The organism is Arcicella sp. GW821-FHT09D11 (assembly GCF_059416265.1).
Genome location: NZ_JBWKOV010000002.1, coordinates 841994 through 861227, shown reverse-complemented (window position 1 = coordinate 861227; position 19234 = coordinate 841994). Strand labels below are relative to the sequence as shown.

The 19234-nt window shown below is 35.3% G+C and carries 13 protein-coding genes; 4 read left to right on the top strand and 9 right to left on the bottom strand.

Features of this window, described 5'->3' with window-relative positions:
• Window positions 1–173 precede the first annotated feature (173 nt).
• The 3 genes from AC07N0_RS08745 to AC07N0_RS08735 all read left to right on the top strand — a co-directional run bounded on the left by AC07N0_RS08745 (window position 174) and on the right by AC07N0_RS08735 (window position 7378).
• Window positions 174–2339, top strand: a complete 2166-nt coding sequence (locus AC07N0_RS08745; protein WP_494588865.1) for an FUSC family protein — start codon at window positions 174–176, stop codon at window positions 2337–2339.
• Window positions 2340–2684: 345 nt separating this feature from the next.
• Window positions 2685–5861, top strand: a complete 3177-nt coding sequence (locus AC07N0_RS08740) for a SusC/RagA family TonB-linked outer membrane protein (protein WP_492802283.1) — start codon at window positions 2685–2687, stop codon at window positions 5859–5861.
• Window positions 5862–5887: 26 nt separating this feature from the next.
• The gene (locus AC07N0_RS08735) at window positions 5888–7378 is read left to right on the top strand and encodes a RagB/SusD family nutrient uptake outer membrane protein (RefSeq protein WP_494588864.1); all 1491 of its coding nucleotides are present in this window, start codon (window positions 5888–5890) and stop codon (window positions 7376–7378) included.
• Window positions 7379–7451: 73 nt separating this feature from the next.
• Here AC07N0_RS08735 and AC07N0_RS08730 read toward each other — a convergent pair whose 3' ends face one another.
• The 9 genes from AC07N0_RS08730 to AC07N0_RS08690 all read right to left on the bottom strand — a co-directional run bounded on the left by AC07N0_RS08730 (window position 7452) and on the right by AC07N0_RS08690 (window position 18254).
• Complete coding sequence (locus tag AC07N0_RS08730; protein ID WP_492802279.1) at window positions 7452–8081, bottom strand: DUF3137 domain-containing protein; 630 nt, start codon at window positions 8079–8081, stop codon at window positions 7452–7454.
• An 89-nt stretch (window positions 8082–8170) separates the two neighbouring features.
• Entirely contained in the window at window positions 8171–9175 is a 1005-nt protein-coding gene (locus tag AC07N0_RS08725; protein ID WP_492802277.1) for a Gfo/Idh/MocA family protein, read from the bottom strand.
• Window positions 9176–9291: 116 nt separating this feature from the next.
• Complete coding sequence (locus AC07N0_RS08720) at window positions 9292–10377, bottom strand: aminotransferase class V-fold PLP-dependent enzyme (protein WP_494588863.1); 1086 nt, start codon at window positions 10375–10377, stop codon at window positions 9292–9294.
• A 143-nt stretch (window positions 10378–10520) separates the two neighbouring features.
• The gene (gene serA, locus AC07N0_RS08715; RefSeq protein ID WP_494588862.1) at window positions 10521–12434 is read right to left on the bottom strand and encodes a phosphoglycerate dehydrogenase; all 1914 of its coding nucleotides are present in this window, start codon (window positions 12432–12434) and stop codon (window positions 10521–10523) included.
• A gap of 49 nt (window positions 12435–12483) precedes the next feature.
• Window positions 12484–13461, bottom strand: coding sequence for a YheT family hydrolase (locus AC07N0_RS08710; protein ID WP_494588861.1), 978 nt, complete (start codon window positions 13459–13461; stop codon window positions 12484–12486).
• Between the two features lie 156 nt (window positions 13462–13617).
• On the bottom strand, window positions 13618–14022 hold the full coding sequence (locus tag AC07N0_RS08705; protein WP_492802273.1) for a hypothetical protein: 405 nt from the start codon (window positions 14020–14022) through the stop codon (window positions 13618–13620).
• A 155-nt stretch (window positions 14023–14177) separates the two neighbouring features.
• Window positions 14178–15524, bottom strand: a complete 1347-nt coding sequence (locus tag AC07N0_RS08700) for a M28 family peptidase (RefSeq protein ID WP_494588860.1) — start codon at window positions 15522–15524, stop codon at window positions 14178–14180.
• Window positions 15525–15725: 201 nt separating this feature from the next.
• A complete protein-coding gene (locus AC07N0_RS08695) occupies window positions 15726–16859 on the bottom strand; it encodes a hypothetical protein (protein WP_494588859.1) in 1134 nt (377 codons plus the stop codon).
• Between the two features lie 189 nt (window positions 16860–17048).
• Window positions 17049–18254 (bottom strand): type IV pili methyl-accepting chemotaxis transducer N-terminal domain-containing protein, encoded by a 1206-nt coding sequence (locus AC07N0_RS08690; RefSeq protein WP_494588858.1) that lies wholly within the window; start codon window positions 18252–18254, stop codon window positions 17049–17051.
• A gap of 298 nt (window positions 18255–18552) precedes the next feature.
• Between AC07N0_RS08690 and AC07N0_RS08685 the strand changes: the two genes are divergently transcribed.
• Window positions 18553–19233, top strand: a complete 681-nt coding sequence (locus AC07N0_RS08685) for an aspartate/glutamate racemase family protein (protein WP_494588857.1) — start codon at window positions 18553–18555, stop codon at window positions 19231–19233.
• The last annotated feature ends 1 nt before the right edge of the window (window position 19234 follow it).

Here is a 19234-nt window from a genome sequence, read left to right as displayed (position 1 = left end):
GCAAGTATCAATCTTAGTGATAGATTCTTGAATATTTTATCTATTTTTACAAAAACTGATTTTGAGACTTTAGGATTGTAGCATAAAACGAAGGATAACAGCTGTAGGATTGTTTAATCGACTCTTTTACTAAAAAGCTACTACTCGCTAAATCACTTAATAAGTAACAAGACATGACCTCAAAAACACAACAAACAACCAATGAAATCAAGAATTTTGTCTTGAGTTCCTACTTCGGTGACGGGCTCAGGATTACTTTTGGTGCACTGGTTCCTAGCTTAATTTTATCTCAGTTTGGTTTATTACAAATAGGCATTACTGTTTCCTTGGGTGCTTTATGTGCCAGTATTGCCGATACCCCCGGCCCTATTACGCATCGTCGCAATGCGATGTTAGTTACTACGCTCGTCGTTTCTATTGTCTCTTTGCTCACTGGCTTTGCCAATATTTCTGTGTATGTGCTAGGCTTTATTATTCTAAGCTTTAGCTTTCTATTTTCCATGTTGTACGTATATGGAAACCGTATTGCATCCATTGGTACCGCAGCATTGTTGGTCATGACTTTGGGTATTGGTGATATTCGTTCTATTACGGATATCCTACTCTACACAGCTTATATTGCAGGTGGTGGTTTGTGGTATTCTGCTCTTAGTATTTCTTTGTACAAAATTATGCCCTATCGACTAGCCCAACAGTCATTAGGCGATTGTGTAATTGAAGTCGCTCATTTTATGAGAATCAAAGCAGGTTTTTATAAAGAAGGAATGGATTATGATGAGAACTACAAAAAACTACTAGAATGCCAAGTATTAGTAAACGAAAAGCAAAATGCTGTGCGTGATTTGCTTTTTAAAAGCCGAGAAATTGTTCGCGAGTCTACTCAACAAGGGCGGTTTTTAGTAATCGTTTTTGTGGATGTAATGGATTTGTTCGAACAAATTATGTCAACCTTTTATAGCTATCAAACCCTTCATAAACAATTTGATGAAATAGGCATTTTAAAGCAATTTGAGGTAGTGTTATTACACATGTCTGACCAATTAGAGGAGGTAGGATATGCCCTAAAAGCTGATGCAAAACCACAAATTTCCCTCCGCTTACCGCGTGAAATCAGGGATTTAAAATTGGAAATTGAAGCCCTAGAAAGAGGAGAATATGGCAGTCAATTTAAAGAAACTGGCGTACAGGCTTTAAAGAATATTGAAGTAAATGTGGAAAATATTTATCATAGAATCAAGAAAATAAACGGACATTTTAAAGATAGAAAAGCGAGAAAACTCACAAAAAGTCAGACACAATCAGCTTATTTTATCTCTCATGAAGAATATGATTTTAGTTTATTTAGAGAGAATCTCGCGCTAAAATCAGAGATTTTTCGCCATGCTATTAGGGTAGCCGTAGTAATGCTGATTGGCTTTATCATTGCCCAATCCTATAATTTTCTGCATAGCAACTGGATTTTGCTGACAATCATGGTCATCATGAAACCAGCCTTTAGCCTAACGAAAGAACGTAATTATCACCGTTTGATTGGTACGATTATCGGTGCCATTATAGGCATGAGCATCCTTGCTTGGGTAGAAGATGGCTCCGCACTTTTTGCTATCTTATTAATTTGTATGTTGGGTGCATACAGCTTTCAACGTAAAAACTATGTAGTCAGCGTATTATTCATGACTCCGTTTATCCTAATTCTATACGATTTCTTAGGTATGGGGAGTAGAGCAATTTTCATTGAAAGAGTCTATGATACCATCATTGGCGGAAGCATCGCTTATGTGGCTAGCCATGTGTTCTTACCAAGCTGGGAACATCAGAAACTCAAAACGGTTTTAGTAGAAATGATTGAAGTCAATTTGGCTTATTATCATCAGGTAACTACGTATTATTTCGGACAACGATATGATAAAATTCCTTATAAAATTATTCGTAAGGAAGTATACGTTCGTAGTGCAAATTTAGCATCTGCCTTCCAAAGAATGTTCTCAGAACCTAAAAGTAAACAACTGAGTATCAAAGAAGTGCATAAATTTACTGTGTTAAATCATTTGATGTCTTCTTATGTGGCTACATTAGCGTTATATGTAATGGAACATACTGGACATATCCCTGCAATGGAAAGACTTGAAGAAATTGCCTCGAATTCTGAGAAATTGCTGCATGAGTCAATGATGATATTAATCAATGAAGAAAATATTATCAATACTGACATGAAAATTTTGCCTTTGAAACACCATTTTAAAGAAGATGACGATACCCTTTTGATTGCTGAGCAATTTATAGATTTGCAAAAAGTAGCTTTTGATATTTATAAAATTTCACAAAAAATAAAGGTCTAAAATTGCTAAATGATGTCATTTCTAGTTTTACGTATATTCAATACGTTATAAAAACCTCATCAAATAATCCTACGCAACCTACTAATATGTGTGCACTTTTTGATAATTTTTGTAAAGCATCTGAACACTCGATTAAAAATACCCTTGAAATTTAGAAATGTTTATTATTTAGGAAAATGTGGGTTAAAAAAGACCATCATTATGTCTTTTTTAAGAAAAAATGAAATTTCAACCCTTATTTCTGTCTTTTGTCATATTTTTACTTGCATTTTATAATAATTTATTAATAAGTTTGTCCTTTGTTTTATCAAAATAATTTATCAACAACTAAAACACAGACAAACTATGAGTAAGTCTTTACGAAGTTTTATCGTATTGTTCATCTTCATGTTGACTAGTGGCTATGCATTTAGCCAAGAAATTAGAGTCAAAGGAGTTGTAACCTCTAAAGAGGACGGGTCTTTTCTCCCGGGCGTAAGCATTTTAGTAAAAGGAACTACAAAAGGTACAGTTACCGACAAAGAAGGTAAGTTTACCATTGCTGTTCCAGGCGGTTCAGCCAAACTTCTAATCAGTTCGGTAGGTTTTGTAAAAACAGAAGTTGCTATTGAGGGCAGAAGTGTTATCAATGTTAGCTTAGAGTCTGACGCTGCATTACTAAACGAAGTTTTAGTAGTAGGTTATGGTACTGTTAACAAAACTATGCACGTTGGTTCTTCAGCTCAAATCAAATCGAGCGACATTGAAAAAAGACCAGTTTCTAATGCGCTGAATGCATTGATTGGTGTGGCTCCAGGTGTTCAAACTACTTTAGGTAGTGGTGCTCCAGGTTCAGCTCCTACTATTCGTGTAAGAGGTTTTGGTTCTATTTCTGCATCTAACTCTGCACTTTACGTAGTTGATGGTGTTCCTTTCGATGCTTCAACAGCAACGTTAAACCCTGATGACATTGAAACAATGTCTGTATTAAAAGATGCCTCTACAACTGCTATTTATGGTTCAAGAGGTTCAAACGGGGTAATCATGATTACTACTAAAAAAGGTAAAGTAGGTCGTAGTAACTTTAGCGCAAACGTTTCTGCAGGTATTATCTCAAGAGGTTTGCCAGAATATGAAACAGTAAGTACACAACAATATTATCCTTTGATGTGGGAAGTATATCGCAACACATTAGTGTATGGTTCTGCTAAAGTTCCAGTAGCTGATGCAAGCAGTATTGCTTCAGGTTTGACTACTACTTACGGTGGTAGAACATATTCAGGTATTGCTGATTTGCTTGCTTATAACCCATTCAATGTTGCTAAAAATCAAATTGTTGATGTAAATGGTGTATTAAACCCTAATGCACAATTATTATATCCAGAAGATTTAGACTGGGCTAAGGCTATTCAACAAGGAGGAAAAAGCAGACGTAACTATAACATCAACTATGATGGAGGAACTGCTAAGTCTGACTACTTTGTATCGTTAGGTTATACCAAAGAAGAAGGTTATTTATTGAAATCAGATTTCGAAAGAATTACAGGTCGTGTAAGTGTAAATACAGAAGCTACAAAATGGCTTAAAACTGGCTTAAACTTGAATGGTAGCTATAGCCGTTCAAACCTTGATGCAGCGGCAGACGGTGGAACAGGTTTTGTTAACCCATTCTATTATTCACGTTTTATTGCTCCTATCTATCCTGTTTACAAACATGGTGCTGATGGTTCATATACATTAGATGGTAGTGGAAACAGAATCTATGACATGGGTGATGTAAGACCTTTCTCAAGTGGTCGTCATGCTATCTGGGAAAATGAATTGAACAACCGTAACCAAATTCGTGGAACGATTGGTGCAAGAACTTTTGCAACGCTTACAATTTTACCAAGCTTAAAAGCAACTACTAACTTAAGCTTTGACTTACAAGATACTCACTACCGTACGTATGATAACCCTATCGTTGGTGACGGTGCTCCAGCTGGTCGTGCAAGTCATTATCTTTATCGTACAACTAGCTCTACTTGGAACCAGTTGTTAGAATTCGACAAAACATTTGGTAAACACCACGTAAACGTATTGGGTGGTCATGAAAACTATTCTTATAAATATAACTATTTATATGGTGGTAGATCAGGTATTATCGTTGACGGTATTACAGAACTTGCGAACTTTGCAACAGTACTTGGTGTAAGTTCTTATGAAGACAACTATGGTATCGAAAGTTTCTTTACTCGTTTTAACTATGATTTCGACGGTAAATATATCTTAAATGCTTCTTTAAGAAGAGATGGTAACTCTCGTTTTGCTAAAGATGTAAGATGGGCTAACTTCTGGTCATTAGGTGGTGCTTATAACATTGAAAAAGAAGATTTCTTCGATGTATCATGGGTTAATCAATTGAAAGTTAGAGCTTCTTATGGTATCGTTGGTAACGACGGAGGTTTAGGGTACTATCCTTACCAAGCGTTATATAACTTAGGTAGAAACAACAATGCTGAGCCAGGTTTTATCCAAGGTTCAATTGCTAATAATAGCCTTACTTGGGAAACTTCAAACAATTTTGACCTTGGTGCTGATTTCAGCTTGTTCAAAGGTAAATTATCAGGTAGTGCTGAATACTTCAACCGTGAAACTTCAGGCTTGATTTTCAGTGTGCCTTTAGCGTTATCAAATGGTGGTACAACATCTGGTGGATTTACAGTTAACCAAAACATTGGTAATCTTTACAACAGAGGTTTTGAACTTCAATTGAATGGTGATATTTATAAGAAGGGAGATTTTAGTTATTCAACAACATTGAACTTAACTACTTTCACAAACAAAATTACTAAAATGCCAGACAACCAAGCGTTGATTATTTCAGGTTCTAAAGCATATAGTGTTGGTCACTCTATTTATGACTTCTACATGCGTCAATTCTATGGTGTAGATAAAGAAACAGGGTCTTCTCTTTACAAAACAAATATCTTAACAACCAACGGAAAAGTAATTGGTGCTGATACTGTTACTACAGTACTTTCAGAAGCTAATTTACGTTATACAGGATATTCTTCAATTCCTGATTTCTATGGTTCGATGTCACATAACCTATCTTACAAAAACTTCTCGTTAGGTGTACAATTCACTTTCCAAGTAGGTGGTAAAGTATATGACAGTGCTTATCAATCGTTAATGCACGGTGGTTCTTACGGAACAGCAATGCACGTAGATGCTTTAAATCGTTGGCAAAAATCAGGGGACGATACTTCAGTTCCTCGTTTTGATAACGGAAACATCACTAACTTGACTGGTACAAGCACAAGATATTTAACAGATGCATCTTACTTACAATTAAATAATGTTACCCTAAACTACAAATTGCCTACTTCTGTATTGGCTGCAATTGGTGCAAAAGAAGCTAGTATTTATTTTGCTGGCGAAAACTTAGCACTTTTCTCAGCTAGAAAAGGTATGAACGTTTCTGGTTCTTTCAACGGAACAGTAGACAACACTTACAACTTTAACCGTGTAATGTCTATAGGAGCAAAAATCAAATTTTAATTAGGTACTGATTTAAAAAAATAAAGATGAAAAACATTATAAAAAATGGAGTACTAGGATTAATCGCATTGATGTCCTTCTCCGCTTGTGAAGATAATTATCTTGAAACAGCCCCTACAGACCAAGTTGCCACAGTAGATGCTTTTAGTACAACTAAAAATGCTTGGGCTGCCTTGAATGGTATTCATAGATTAATGTATTCACAGATTTTCTCTGTACAAGCACAGGGTGGTCAATCAGGTAATATGTTATACATTGACATCCTAGGAGAAGACGTTGTATTTCCAAACGTTTCTAATACTTGGTTGAGATCTGAATATCAGTGGATTAGTCATAGAACAGCAACAAGTTCTATTTCTTACTATAACTATACATTCTATTATATGATTATTGGTAATGCCAATATGATTATTGCGAATGTTGACAAAGCTTCGGGTACTGACGCTGACAAAAAAGCTATCAAAGCAGAAGCATTGACATACAGAGCATGGGCGTATTTCCAAATGATTCAATTGTTTGGTGAAAGATTCGTAGCAGGTGCTGCTAACAGCGGTCTAGGTGTACCTTTAGTACTTATTCCTGGTACTACTGCAACACCACGTAGCACTGTAGCGGAAGTATATACTCAAATAAACAAGGATATCACAGAAGCTATCTCTTTGTTTACAGGTTATACTCGTTTAGATAAATCTCACTTTGATATTAACATAGCAAAAGGTATTAAAGCACGTATTGCTTTAACACAACAAGACTATGCAACGGCTGCTCAATTAGCGAAAGAAGCAAGAACAGCTTATCCTTTAATGTCGAACACAGATTATTTAGGTGGTTTCAACAACTATTCAAATGGTGAATGGATGTGGGCATCAAGAATTGTAGCTGATCAAACGAATTATTTCTATTCGTTCTTTGCTTATATGTCTAACAACTATAGCTCAACTGCAATCAGATCAACACCAAAAGTGATGTATTCTGTATTGTATGATAAAATTTCAGCAACAGACGTAAGAAAGAAACTTTGGGATCCGACAGGAACTAACACTACTGATTTCCCATTGCCAGCATCAACTTTCCAACGTTATAAATATCACCCTAAAAAATTCAGAGTGGCTGACGTAAACTTAAGTATCGGTGACGTACCATACATGAGAGCTGCAGAGATGTATTTGATTGAAGCAGAAGCATTAGCTCGTCAAGGAAACAATGCTGGAGCTGCGGATGCTTTATATACTTTGGCTGTAAACCGTGATACTAAATACACAAAATCTACGAAGACAGGTGCAGATTTAATTGAAGAAATCATGGTACAACGTCGTGTAGAACTTTGGGGTGAAGGTTTCCGTTTCTATGACATAAAAAGAACTAACGGTGCTTTAAATAGAAATGGCGGTAACCACAACGTTTCATATACAAACGGTGTAATGGATGTTCCGGCAGGAGATAAAAGATGGCAGTTCTTACTTCCTCAGGATGAAATCAACAACACTAATGGTCTTGTTGTACAAAATCCTCAGTAATTTTGAATTCTCATTAACAAAAACAGGGTGCTCATTTGGGCACCCTGTTTTGTTTTGTTTTGTTTTATTTTCTTTACTTCAATTCTATTTCAGGGCGAGTTTCATAAGCCGAACCGATTTCACAAAGCCTATCCATGATTTCAGCAAAGAGCTTAAACATGATTTTTAGTTGTTCTATATCCTTAAGAATACCCATCACTTCCAAATAAAGTTCGTCAACTCCTTCAGGAAAATGTTGTCCAAAGTATCCCTCATCGTCTTTAACACTAACTTGAAATAGTGATAAATTAGAGAGCGCTAGAAAATCTTTTTTGATACTTTCATCCTTAAACAATGCTTTGATTTGTTCAGGGTTTTTACTTTTTAATATAAAGACATTATCAAAGATTTCATCTTCAATCTCAATATCTTGCATACCAAAGTATTTAGCTATATCATTAAAGAAACCTTCTTTAAAAATCTTGAAACGAAAATCATCTTTATTGACATAAGCACAACGCATTCTAGTATAAGGCGTAGAACTTTTTCCTGTTGAACGATGAAAAACATCTAATACTATCGTCCAATTTTTGTGTTCTAGCACTACCTTAGAATCATCTATCAGAAAACTCTTCTTCTTGATAAACTGTGCATTAATTTCTTGTTCTAATTGTACCCAGACTTCTTCTTTGCTGGGTCCGAAAATATTTCTTAATAATCCCATGTTAAATTTTATTTAGTAGCAATAAAAAACCTCCATGAAAATGAGCATTTTTCATGGAGGTTTTTACATAAATGTGATGAATAGCAATATTAAGACTCCTGTGGATATTTTAATCCAATTTGGCTTCTGATTTCGCACATTAACTCCATCAATTCTAAACTAAATTGTAAAGGAAGTCGGTCGTTTTCTATTCTTCCTTCTGTTAAACAACGCTGTACATCAATGGCTTCATAGCTATATCCCCAGCCGTTTCTTTCTGTCGAGAATACTTGGGGTTCTTCGTTAGTTACTTCCAACGTAAAGCCAAATGTCTCATGAAAACGACCAGAAATAAATATCTTACCTTTGGTGCCATATATCGTACAAGTAGTATCCGTCTTGGCAGCCAAGGTAGAAAACAATGAAGCAGTAGCACCATTCGGGAAAGCTAAGGCAACTGAGCAATTCATATCTACACCAGTTGGTGCAAAAGTAGCTACTGCTTTTACTTCCGATGGCTTACCCAATAACAACTTACTAATAAACAGAGGATAGATACCAATATCGTATAAAGACCCCCCTGTCAGTGCTGGGTTGAACAAGCGTGCAGTTTCATCATAATTAGCCAAGAAACCAAAATCGGCTACAATATGCTTGATTTCGCCTATTGTACCTGCTTTAATAATGTCTTCAATCTGATTAATCGCAGGATGAAATCTTGTCCAGATAGCCTCCATCAAGAAAAGGTTTTTTTCTTGAGATTTAGTAATCATTTCTTGTACCATCTGGGTATTAATCGCAAAGGCCTTTTCGCATAAAACAGGTACCCCCGCCTCTAAACAAAGCAACGTATTGGCATGATGCTGTGCATGAGGCGTAGCAATATAAACTACATCAATCAAACCGCTTTTTAGCATTTCTTCGTAACTACCAAAAGCATGAGGAGTATTATATTTTGCACCAAAATCTTTGGCTCTTGCTAAATCACGCGAAGCTACAGCATGTAAAGTAGCATTAGGAACATAAGCGACCAAATCGTCAGCAAATTTTTCGGCTATTTTTCCACAACCGATAATTCCCCAACGAAAGGTATAAGTTTGAGCGACTGAATCCATTGAATAATAGTATTTGGGGTTTGATTGAAAATTTATATGTTATAAAAATGCCTTACTCAAAAGGGAGGTCTATAAAAAGAATAAAGTCTTTGAATGTATTCAAAGACTTTATCATGCTATACTTTAGTTTTCATCACTTCAATGAGGGCTTCTACTTGTCCAATATTCACTGCCGCAAAATTGGCAATTCTTAATTGAGAAGCTTTGAAATCTCCATACCCTGCACCTATCACAAAATTAGCCTCCGCTTGTACTTCTTTAATAATATCAGCCGCAGACTTCCCTTTTACATTTACTACGATGACCGTCTGTGAGCGATGTTCTGGATTTTTAACGAAAACTTCTAAGTTCTCCGCTTTTTCTGCAAAACCATACAATAGCTTAGCTTTCTTCTCAGTCTCTTTTCTGATGGTTTCGATACCAATCTTATTCATATCTTCTGCTACTTTCCCCAACACATAAATCGCTATTACATTAGGCGTTTCAGGTGTTTCAAATTTCTCAAAATTCTTGAATAAAGAAGGTAAACTATGATAAGTACCGATTTGATTTTCATGCGTTTTCATACGGTTAGCCTTTTCAAGCAGCGCAGGATTGACAATCCAACAGCCCAAACCAGCGGGCATTCCGAATGATTTCTGTACCGAAAATAGAGCAGTATCAATAATATTAAAATCTAGGTCAGGATAAGGCGCCGAAGAAACCATATCTACCGCCAAAAATTTATCCTTGTTAGCACGCTTCAACTTATGAATTTCGGCTGGACGCATTTGTACTCCCGAAGCTGTTTCGTTAGCAGTAGTGCAGATTAATTCAGCATATTCTGGAACAGTAATTTCCGAATAATCAAACCCTTCACCAAAAGGTTTTTCATGCTTATGAGCATACTTATTTAATTCTTTTGAGAAATCGAAAAACTTCTTTGAAAACGAACCATTTACTAAATGGAAGCTTTCATGTTCAACCGTGTTTTGAATAACTCTTTCCCAAATTTCAGTAGCTGAACCCGTAAAGAAGATTCCGTTTGATTCAGGAATATTCATCAAAATACGCAACTGTTCAACCGTATGCTGATAAATACTACGAAATTGAGCAGAGCGATGTGAAATCGACCCTAATTGAAGGTCAAAGGCATCTTTATAATGTTGTTCAACAGTAGGGAATAATTCGGCTGGGCCGGGGGTAAAGTATGTTTTTCTCATCGATGCTTTTCTACGTGATTTGCTTTGTAAAAATACGAAATTATCTTTTGTTTGACCAAACCGAATTATGAGGAGGCATTAGCCCTAAGCTTGTGAATACAAAAAGGTAGTTCTTTTAAAACTACCTTTTCGTTATAGCTTAATTAATACAACATTCTAAACTTAATCGTGTTGTCAATTCCTTTTAATTCTTCAACAATTTCGTCGGCATATTCTTTTGAAATATCTGTAATTACATAACCGATTTCGGTAGTAGTTTTCAGATATTGTCCTTGTATATTGACATTGTATTTCGCAAAAATATTGTTGATTTTCGCCAAAATACCTGGTACATTCTGGTGAATATGTAACAAACGGTGTGCATTTTCTAACGCTGGTAATTGCAACTCTGGGAAGTTTACAGAACCATACGTACTTCCGTTGTTCATAAATTGTAATAACTTACTTGGTACAAATTCACCGATATTAGCTTGTGCTTCTTCTGTCGAGCCTCCGACGTGCGGTGTTAGGATTACTCTTGGCAAACCTCGCAATTCATTGATAAATGCTTCGTCGTTAGTTTTTGGTTCATAAGGGAAAACGTCCACTGCTGCACCCCAAACTTTTCCAGATTTTAACGCATTTACTAAAGCAGGAATTTCTACGACGTGTCCACGAGAAAGGTTAATGAAAATTACATTATCTTTCATCATTTCAAATTCCTTCTCGCCTATAATGTTCGCATTTGTTTTACGACCATCCACATGCATTGAAATAAAATCAGAAATATTTAAAAGCTCTTCTAAAGTCTTGCATTTTTTTGCATTTCCTAAAGCCAATTTATCAACGGCATCGTAGAAATATACTTGCATACCCATTGCTTCTGCAATAACAGAAAGCTGAGTACCGATACTTCCGTAACCTACTAACCCTAATTTTTTACCTCTGATTTCATAAGAGTTTTTAGCTGATTTATCCCAAATGCCTTCGTGCATTTTGTTTGATTTTGTCAACAAATCACGGGTAAGGATAATCATTTCACCAATAGCCATTTCTACTACCGAACGAGTATTTGAGTAGGGAGCATTGAATACTGCAATACCACGGCGTTCGCATTCGTCCAAATTAATTTGGTTTGTTCCAATACAAAAAGCACCAACTGTCATCAAACGACTCGCATTAGGGTGTTCTAAAACTCTTTTTGTCAAGTTTGTTTTAGAACGTAAGCCCAAAATAGATACGCCTTTTATTTTCTCGATTAATTCATCTTCATCTAAAGCACCTTTTAATAATTCTACTTGAAAACCTTCAATTTTAAAAGCCTCAACAGCTTTCGGGTGTACGTTTTCTAGTAAAAGTACTTTGATTTTAGATTTCGGATAAGATTGTGAGCGCGTAAGACCATTGATATATAAAAACTCATCAAAAGATGCTACCACTTCATCCGCTTTATCAGTCACTTTCTGGCGTTCTACATTTTCTGTAAAAGCGAAAAATTTAGAAGCAAAACCAGCTTCACGCATTTCGTAGTCTGTATAACCATCGCCGATTGCATAAATTTCACCTTCTAATTTTAAATCTTCTAACAACTTTACTTTGCCTTTATCTTGCGATAAAAGGTTGGTGCTATCATAACCTGTAATGTTTCCATCAGCATCGTAAGTGAAGGTATTAGCATATACATTCTCTGCTAAAATACCTATTTGAGTAGCTACTGGAACGATAAAATCCTTAAATCCTGAAGAGACAATATAAATATTAGCAGCGTTTTCACGAATAAAAGTTTCATTTCTGAGGAATGATTCGGAGATTTTTCCGCTCAAAAATTCAATTAAAGTAGCCACATGGTCGCTATTTGCTGGCAAAAGGTTTATTCTCGCTTTAAGGGAATCAGCAAAACCCATTTCTCCAAGCATACCTTTATCAGTAATGGCTTTGATTTCTCCTACAATTTTATCTTGGTCTTTATGACCAATCAAAGCAATTGCAGCTAATTCATCTAATCCTTCTACTTTTGTGAAGGTACTGTCAAAATCAATGACGTAATTTATTTTTTGTTCGACTGTTTTGGTAATCATATTGTCCTTAACTACCGATTTTGGGCAGTTTATCTTGATTGTTTTAAATCTAATTATTACTTATCCACTCTAAAGCTCTTTTTTCAGACCATAAGGTTCCTTGGTAATTATCTTGATAAAATCCACAATGCCCACCGTCTTTGGGGGCTTGGAAAAATACTTGTTCTAAAGAATTAGCCTTTTCAAAAGGGAAACATGCCTTTGATAAAAAAGGGTCATTCTGAGCATTAATAATTAATGTTGGAATCTGGATTTTGTCCAAGAAGTACAAGGAACTATTACGCTCGTAATAGTCTTCTGCGTCTTGGAAACCATGTAGTTGTGAAGTGTAACAATCATCGAAATCTTTTAATGTTTTGATTTTCGAGATGTTAGAAGTTTGTATTTGATCTGGAAAAAGTTTTGCCTTTTCCAAGATTTTCTTTTTCAAGGAATCATTAAATCGTCTGGTATAAAGCCATCCGATTGTCTGACTACTGCTTGAGAGGTGCAAAGGTACAGAAAATGTAACTGCTTTTTTGATTTTTGAAGACAGTTTTTCTGATTGTTCGCCTAAATATTTCAGGGTAAGATTCCCTCCTAAACTAAATCCTATTAAATAAATATCTTCGTAGCCTTTCTGAATAGCACATTTTATTACTAAATCAAGATCATCGGTAGCACCACTATGATAAAATCTGGTGGTTTTATTGAGCTCGCCTGAGCAACTTCTGAAATTCCATGCTAGGCAATCAAATCCATTTTCTGTAAAGATTTGTACCATTCCAGTAATGTATTGTCTGTTAGAATCGCCCTCTAAACCATGCGATAACACAACAAGTTTTTTACTAGCCTTGTCTGTTATACCATTTTTCAGATGAGCCTTAGACCAATCTAAATCCAAGAAATCGTTATCGGGAGTAATAATTCTTTCACGCAGATAATTAACAGTTTTAATTTTACGAAAAACTGAAGGGAAAATAGTCTGTGAGTGACCATTCGGTAGCCAAAAAGGAGCTTGATAATCAGCGTGTTTAATGATTGGCATAAATTTTAAAATTATCCCTTGAAATTACATTGAATCTTTGAAAGGTTTAATAATTATCCTAAAAATCAATGTTTTTTCATGGAATAATTAAATAGTGAGCAATAGTTTTATTGCTCACTATCTATTTAGAATGATTAATACGCTTAATCATTTTAATCATTCTTTTTTAGTCTTTAATTCATTGTAGCCACGCTTGTCGCTTACATTAGTATCTTCTGAATGCTTGATACTTTGTTTCTTAAGGTCTTCAGAACTAGGCTCTTCATCATCATTAGCAACAGGCTGTTGAATAACGGTTGGCTTTTGTGTTTGTGGCCTAGCTTCATCAGGATTACTTAAAGGCTTTTGATTACCCGTTTCGATGGTCTCAGTTCTGGGTATAGCCTTAGGCACAGCATATATCTGAGCGGAATTAGCATGGCGCACGGCTTCTCCTAGAGGGCCATCCCATGTTTTTTCTTCTTCCTCAACAATTACTTTGTTGGGCTTTTCTCCTCCATTCTTTTCAACTTTTGAAAGAACCTCCTTTTTCTTAGTACCGTGTTTTTGTTGATTTTCCATGAGTTCCATTAATTTATATAGCTATAGTTTATAAAAAACTATTCCATATAATTTTGGAGCGCTGAAAAGTTCAAAAACGAGCTACTTCGAGGTAATATCTGATTTTGAGGAAGGAATTGCCCATCTTCAATCATCAGACGACTAATCAATAAAGTCTACATGCCTACTTTCGGCAAAAGTGGTAAGCTTTCATTTCCATCCTCTCCTACTGCTTGTACAGCAAAGAAATAATGGTCTTTAGAGTAAGGCAAATTGATACCATTTTTAGTTGTAAAGATTTTCTTTTGCCAGAAAGGCTGATAAGTCTCCCGAATCAATACATAATACCCTTTTACTTTGCCTGTTTTGGGTGTCTGCCAAAACAGCGTCGTTGAGTTGGTCAAGTTTTTAGTATCTATCGTCAAGTTTTGAACCATCGCTGGTGCTTTCGCTAAATTCGATAGCGTAGCCAAGTTCATCGCCGTGTTTTTTCTGAGGTATTCAAAATCCATGAACTCTGGGAAATCTCCATACTGAATACCTTTGTCCGTTCTTAAATCTTGGTGTTGGTGTTCAAAATTTTCGTTCATCTCCGTTACTCTTACCGCAGGGAAACCACGGTTAACAAATGGAGTATGGTCTCCTCCACGCAAAAATCTATCATTACGATATACCATTACTACTTCTAAATTGTCAACATAACGTTCTCCAATTTCTTTGGCATAACGAGCCAACTGTCGAGCCTTCCCGTCGTTTTCTTGCCCCATATTACGGATGCTTGTTGCTTTTTTATCTATCTCAAAAGCAGGTAGGCCTTCGCTAAAAATCCTTACACGTGTGTTATCAATAATTCTGGTATCGCTACTATTATTCGAGCCCACAATATCATTGTTCATCATGCCTTCAATATTCCATTTTTCATCAAAGGCCTTTTGCGATAGATAATCTGCACCCAAAAGTCCTTGTTCTTCACCACTTACTACCAGAAAAATTACTGTTGCAGAGAATTTAGCTTTAGACATCACCCTTGCTAATTCTATCACTGTCGCTGTTCCTGAGCCATCATCATTTGCCCCAGGTGCATCCGATTCACGGTTCATCACATTGGTTACTCTACTATCGATATGCCCAGAAACTAAGAAAATACGATCATCATTTGGGTCAGTTCCTTTTAATATTCCCATTACATTCCCCATGTCTTGGTCTTTATCCACTCGTTTTCCGTCTGGTTTCAACACCCATGAATCTATTTTGGCCGTCATTCTACCTTCAGATTGTTTGGCAAATTCTTGAAAACGACTTAACACCCAATTTCTGGCAGCACCAATCCCCCTTTTAGGTTCGGTAGTAGTACTTAGCGTATGGCGTGTGCCAAAGCTTACCAACTTATTAATATGGGCTTTTAGGCTATCAGCGTTTACTTCTGAAACCAATTGTTCAATCATGGGGTCGCGCTGAACAATCTTCTGAGCCGAAACTTGAAAACCGAGAAGTGTTAATACGATAAAAGTAATTTTTTTCATATGGATGAAAATTTGATTTTAGTATTTGATGAAAATTGAAGTTACAAATTATGCCTGATAAATTTCAGTCGCTCATTGAGTTTTCGCTAAGATTGTATCCTGTGGGGCTTAAATTCAGTTTTGTAGGGATTTCAATACTCAATAGGCTACAAACAAAGAAGCCCTCGTTTATCACGAAGGCTTCCTAAATCGTTATTACAATTAGTAATTATACACCGTTTTTATTTTGAACAAATGATTATTGCTTGTGTATGTTTTGAAACTCTTTTCAAATTCGGTAGGATATCCATTGGCATCGTACTTGTATTCAAATTTGTAAGGAATATTTGACGGAATGCTTCTTGAGAAAGCTTTATCTTCCTTAATATTATTATTCTTAGAAAGGTTCGTCAAAAACAAGCTGTATAAGTTCATCTGAGCATAAGGGTTAATATTTGAATCATACTCATATTTTCCACTTTCGCTACCGCCAGTACTACCGTTGGCGATATCCTCAACGATGTTTCCGTTTTTATACTTTATCGCATAGCTCATGTTAGCTCCGTTATCAAAAGCATATTCAGCGGTTATATTTTCAACACCATTAGATAAGTTGTATTTGAAATTAGCCATTACCGTTTGGTCGTATTTCTTTTCTTTGATGGTAGCAACTTTGCCATTGGTATTATAAGTCAATATTGACGTGCCAAATGATTTATTAGAAGCATCAAAATACTCAACTTTAGTTAACAAACCATTATCATCATAGCTATAGACAGTTTTGAATGTAAACCTTAAAACAGATGTTGTAGCATCAGCTTGATAATAGTCAATTTGTTTTACTAAGCCTGTTGCATAATACGAATAATTTGTTTTTGAATAAGGTTTAGTTACGCCCGCTGCTTCCATTGAACTCTCTTCTGAGGTTAATTGCTTTTTAGTAGCTTTTCCTCCAAAGTTAATCACATCTCCTTCTTTGAGTTCCTCTTTTGTAAAAGTCAACTCGTTGCTAATACCCCATTTCAAAAATTTAAATCTGAATTTCTGATGGGCTTTCGTTAGATAAACTTTGCTTTTGCCCGCTCCTATTGCTACTTCTCTTTCATAGGCTACATTATTTTTATCCCAAGAGGTAACAATGATGTTGGCTGATGTACTATCATAAGCAATAGTACCAACTTCCATTTTAGCATTGATATTTACTGAGAAAAGGCTATCGGAAGGGTTAGTTGGGTTTGGAACAGTAGGATTGTTCGGGTCTGGTTTAGAGACAATTTCTAATTCTTTTTGTTGACAGGAACTAAAAATTAAGGCAAATGCAAGCATCGCCACTGATAAAAAAGAATACTTTTTCATGATAAGTTGAATGATAAGATTAAGAGGATAAACATCATTGTAATCCGACAAAAATAAAAACACTTGTACTGCTATCATCATTTTTTTTGATGAAATAGTAGTATTTTAACTATAGACGGTAATTAAAAAGAGAAGGTTGGAAAAGGAGATTATTTTTTAAAATATTTTTTCACTCCTCAAAAAGATGAGTTATTCATGATAAACATAATATGTTTTATGAACGATGTCTTTGATGATAACATCTAATCGGTTGGCTTCGTCGCCTAATTGGGTTAAAAAGAGTTGTTGCTCTTCCTCGGTTATCTGATATTCTTTGTCAGTCAGCAATGTGGAAATTCCCAAAATATTCACGAGCGGACTTCTCACTAAATGAGATTGTTCCCAAGCAATTTCTTTTAGGATGTTCAATTGTTCATTTACCTTGATTTCTGCTTTTTTTCTTTCGTCTATACTGGTAGCATTAAAGGTTACGCCCATGATTTTTGAATGAGCATCGTATACAGGAAAGAACCTGATTTTAAACCAAATCTTTTTCCCGTTGAATGTTAATTCTGTTTCGGTGATGGTAATTTCACCATGCAAGGCTTCTCCAAAAGCATCATAGAAGGATTCGTAAGTACTTGAAGTAATAAATGGGGTAAAATCTTCGCCAACTTTTAAATGTTTTTGATGCAAGAGTAAAACATTTTCTTCCGCCGATTTATTGAAATTAAGCACTTTTAGGTCTGGACTAATAAAAATATTGATATCGGTTGAGCTATCTAAAATGGCTAATAATTTACTTTCTGAATTTTCAAGTTCATCAATTGTTTTAAGCAATTGTTTTTCGATGGGTTGATACACATAAATTACTTCGGCGGCAATAATAAAAATAGAAAGGATGGCTAAAGTAATTTCGATAATGACAATAAACCTCAATTTTCTATCCGAATCTTCTTCCAAACTTTTTACTACATGGTCCATTTGAACCAAAAAATCAGCTTGATTTTTATTGATTTTTTGAATAATATTTAAGTCTATAGCAGGTTTTTCATTTAAAATCTGATGGATATAGTCAATATTCTTAGAAAGCCCGAGTAATATTTTTCTGGCATCTCCATTAGTAAGTGGATGCACCGACAATGCTTTATTTCCATTCAACAGGGCAAAATGAACTGCTTGCCAATTTTTAAATGTTTGTATCAGTTCATTATAGCTTACTTCCTGATTTAATAATTGAAAATATTCAAGATTTATTTTTTGACTTAACATCCGTTGTCTACCCGACAGATTAATTATTCTTGAATCTTCATTTTTCTGATTTAACCAATATTGAATAAATAATTGATTAATAGTCAACACTAAAATGGCCATCAATACGCCAAAGACATACTTATTTTTAGGTCTGTATTTCATAGAATATTTGATGAAGTTTTTTAATGTGTTAGCGTAAGTACTAGCGCTGATTGTAAATAATGAACAGATTCATTATAGGGATTTTACAATACAATAATGATATTTTACTATCACCATTTCTTTTCAACTGATAATGATGCTTTTAATACAATATCTAAAATAAATGGCAAAAAACTGACCAGTATTCACCCATTTATTTCAAGTTTATTTTAATCGGTAATTAATGTAAAGCCTTTATTACTTTTGTAAAAAGATTTGTCATCAATTTAAATTACAACCTTTTTTTAGTGATAATAATATGAAAAAAATTGGACTGATAGGCGGAATAAGTTGGGTGTCGACGATGGACTATTACAAGTTTTTAAACGAAGGCATTAATGAAAAGCTAAGCGGACTTAATTTCGCTGAGTGTATTATCTATTCTTTGAATTTTGGGGATATTCAAGAAAAAACGTGGGAACATTCATTTGAGCTTTTTTTGAATGCTTGCCAAAGTTTAAAGCGAAGTGGCGTAGAGGCAATTGTTTTATGTGCAAATACTGCTCATTTATTTGCGGACGAGCTTCAAATACAAATAGGATTGCCTATTATCCATATCGGCACAGCAACTGCAAAGGAAATAAGGCTTCAAGGTTTAAATAAAGTTGGATTATTAGGTACGAAATTTACCATGGAAATGGACTTTTACCTTGATAAACTATCAGAGTATGGTTTAGAAGTGTTAGTACCTGCTAAACAAGAAACTAGAGACTATATTCAATTTACCTTGAAAGAGGAATTAGGAAGAGGCATAATCAACCCAGTTACTAAGCAAAGCTACCTTGAGATTGCCAACGATTTAATCGCAAGGGGGGCTGAAGGAATAATATTGGGCTGTACCGAAATCCCTATGATATTGAGCCAGCAAGATTTTGAAGTACCAGTATTTGATACGACAAAAATTCATGTACAGGCTATTATCGAATATGCACTTTCATAAA

Bases quoted from the DNA above. Each gene is read 5' to 3' on its own strand.
- AC07N0_RS08685 (WP_494588857.1), top strand. From the start codon at position 18,553: ATGAAAAAAATTGGACTGATAGGCGGAATAAGTTGGGTGTCGACGATG.
- AC07N0_RS08700 (WP_494588860.1), bottom strand. From the start codon at position 15,524: ATGAAAAAAATTACTTTTATCGTATTAACACTTCTCGGTTTTCAAGTT.
- AC07N0_RS08725 (WP_492802277.1), bottom strand. From the start codon at position 9,175: ATGGATTCAGTCGCTCAAACTTATACCTTTCGTTGGGGAATTATCGGT.
- AC07N0_RS08735 (WP_494588864.1), top strand. From the start codon at position 5,888: ATGAAAAACATTATAAAAAATGGAGTACTAGGATTAATCGCATTGATG.
- AC07N0_RS08695 (WP_494588859.1), bottom strand. From the start codon at position 16,859: ATGAAAAAGTATTCTTTTTTATCAGTGGCGATGCTTGCATTTGCCTTA.
- AC07N0_RS08720 (WP_494588863.1), bottom strand. From the start codon at position 10,377: ATGAGAAAAACATACTTTACCCCCGGCCCAGCCGAATTATTCCCTACT.
- AC07N0_RS08710 (WP_494588861.1), bottom strand. From the start codon at position 13,461: ATGCCAATCATTAAACACGCTGATTATCAAGCTCCTTTTTGGCTACCG.
- AC07N0_RS08745 (WP_494588865.1), top strand. From the start codon at position 174: ATGACCTCAAAAACACAACAAACAACCAATGAAATCAAGAATTTTGTC.
- AC07N0_RS08690 (WP_494588858.1), bottom strand. From the start codon at position 18,254: ATGAAATACAGACCTAAAAATAAGTATGTCTTTGGCGTATTGATGGCC.
- AC07N0_RS08705 (WP_492802273.1), bottom strand. From the start codon at position 14,022: ATGGAAAATCAACAAAAACACGGTACTAAGAAAAAGGAGGTTCTTTCA.
- AC07N0_RS08740 (WP_492802283.1), top strand. From the start codon at position 2,685: ATGAGTAAGTCTTTACGAAGTTTTATCGTATTGTTCATCTTCATGTTG.
- AC07N0_RS08730 (WP_492802279.1), bottom strand. From the start codon at position 8,081: ATGGGATTATTAAGAAATATTTTCGGACCCAGCAAAGAAGAAGTCTGG.
- serA (WP_494588862.1), bottom strand. From the start codon at position 12,434: ATGATTACCAAAACAGTCGAACAAAAAATAAATTACGTCATTGATTTT.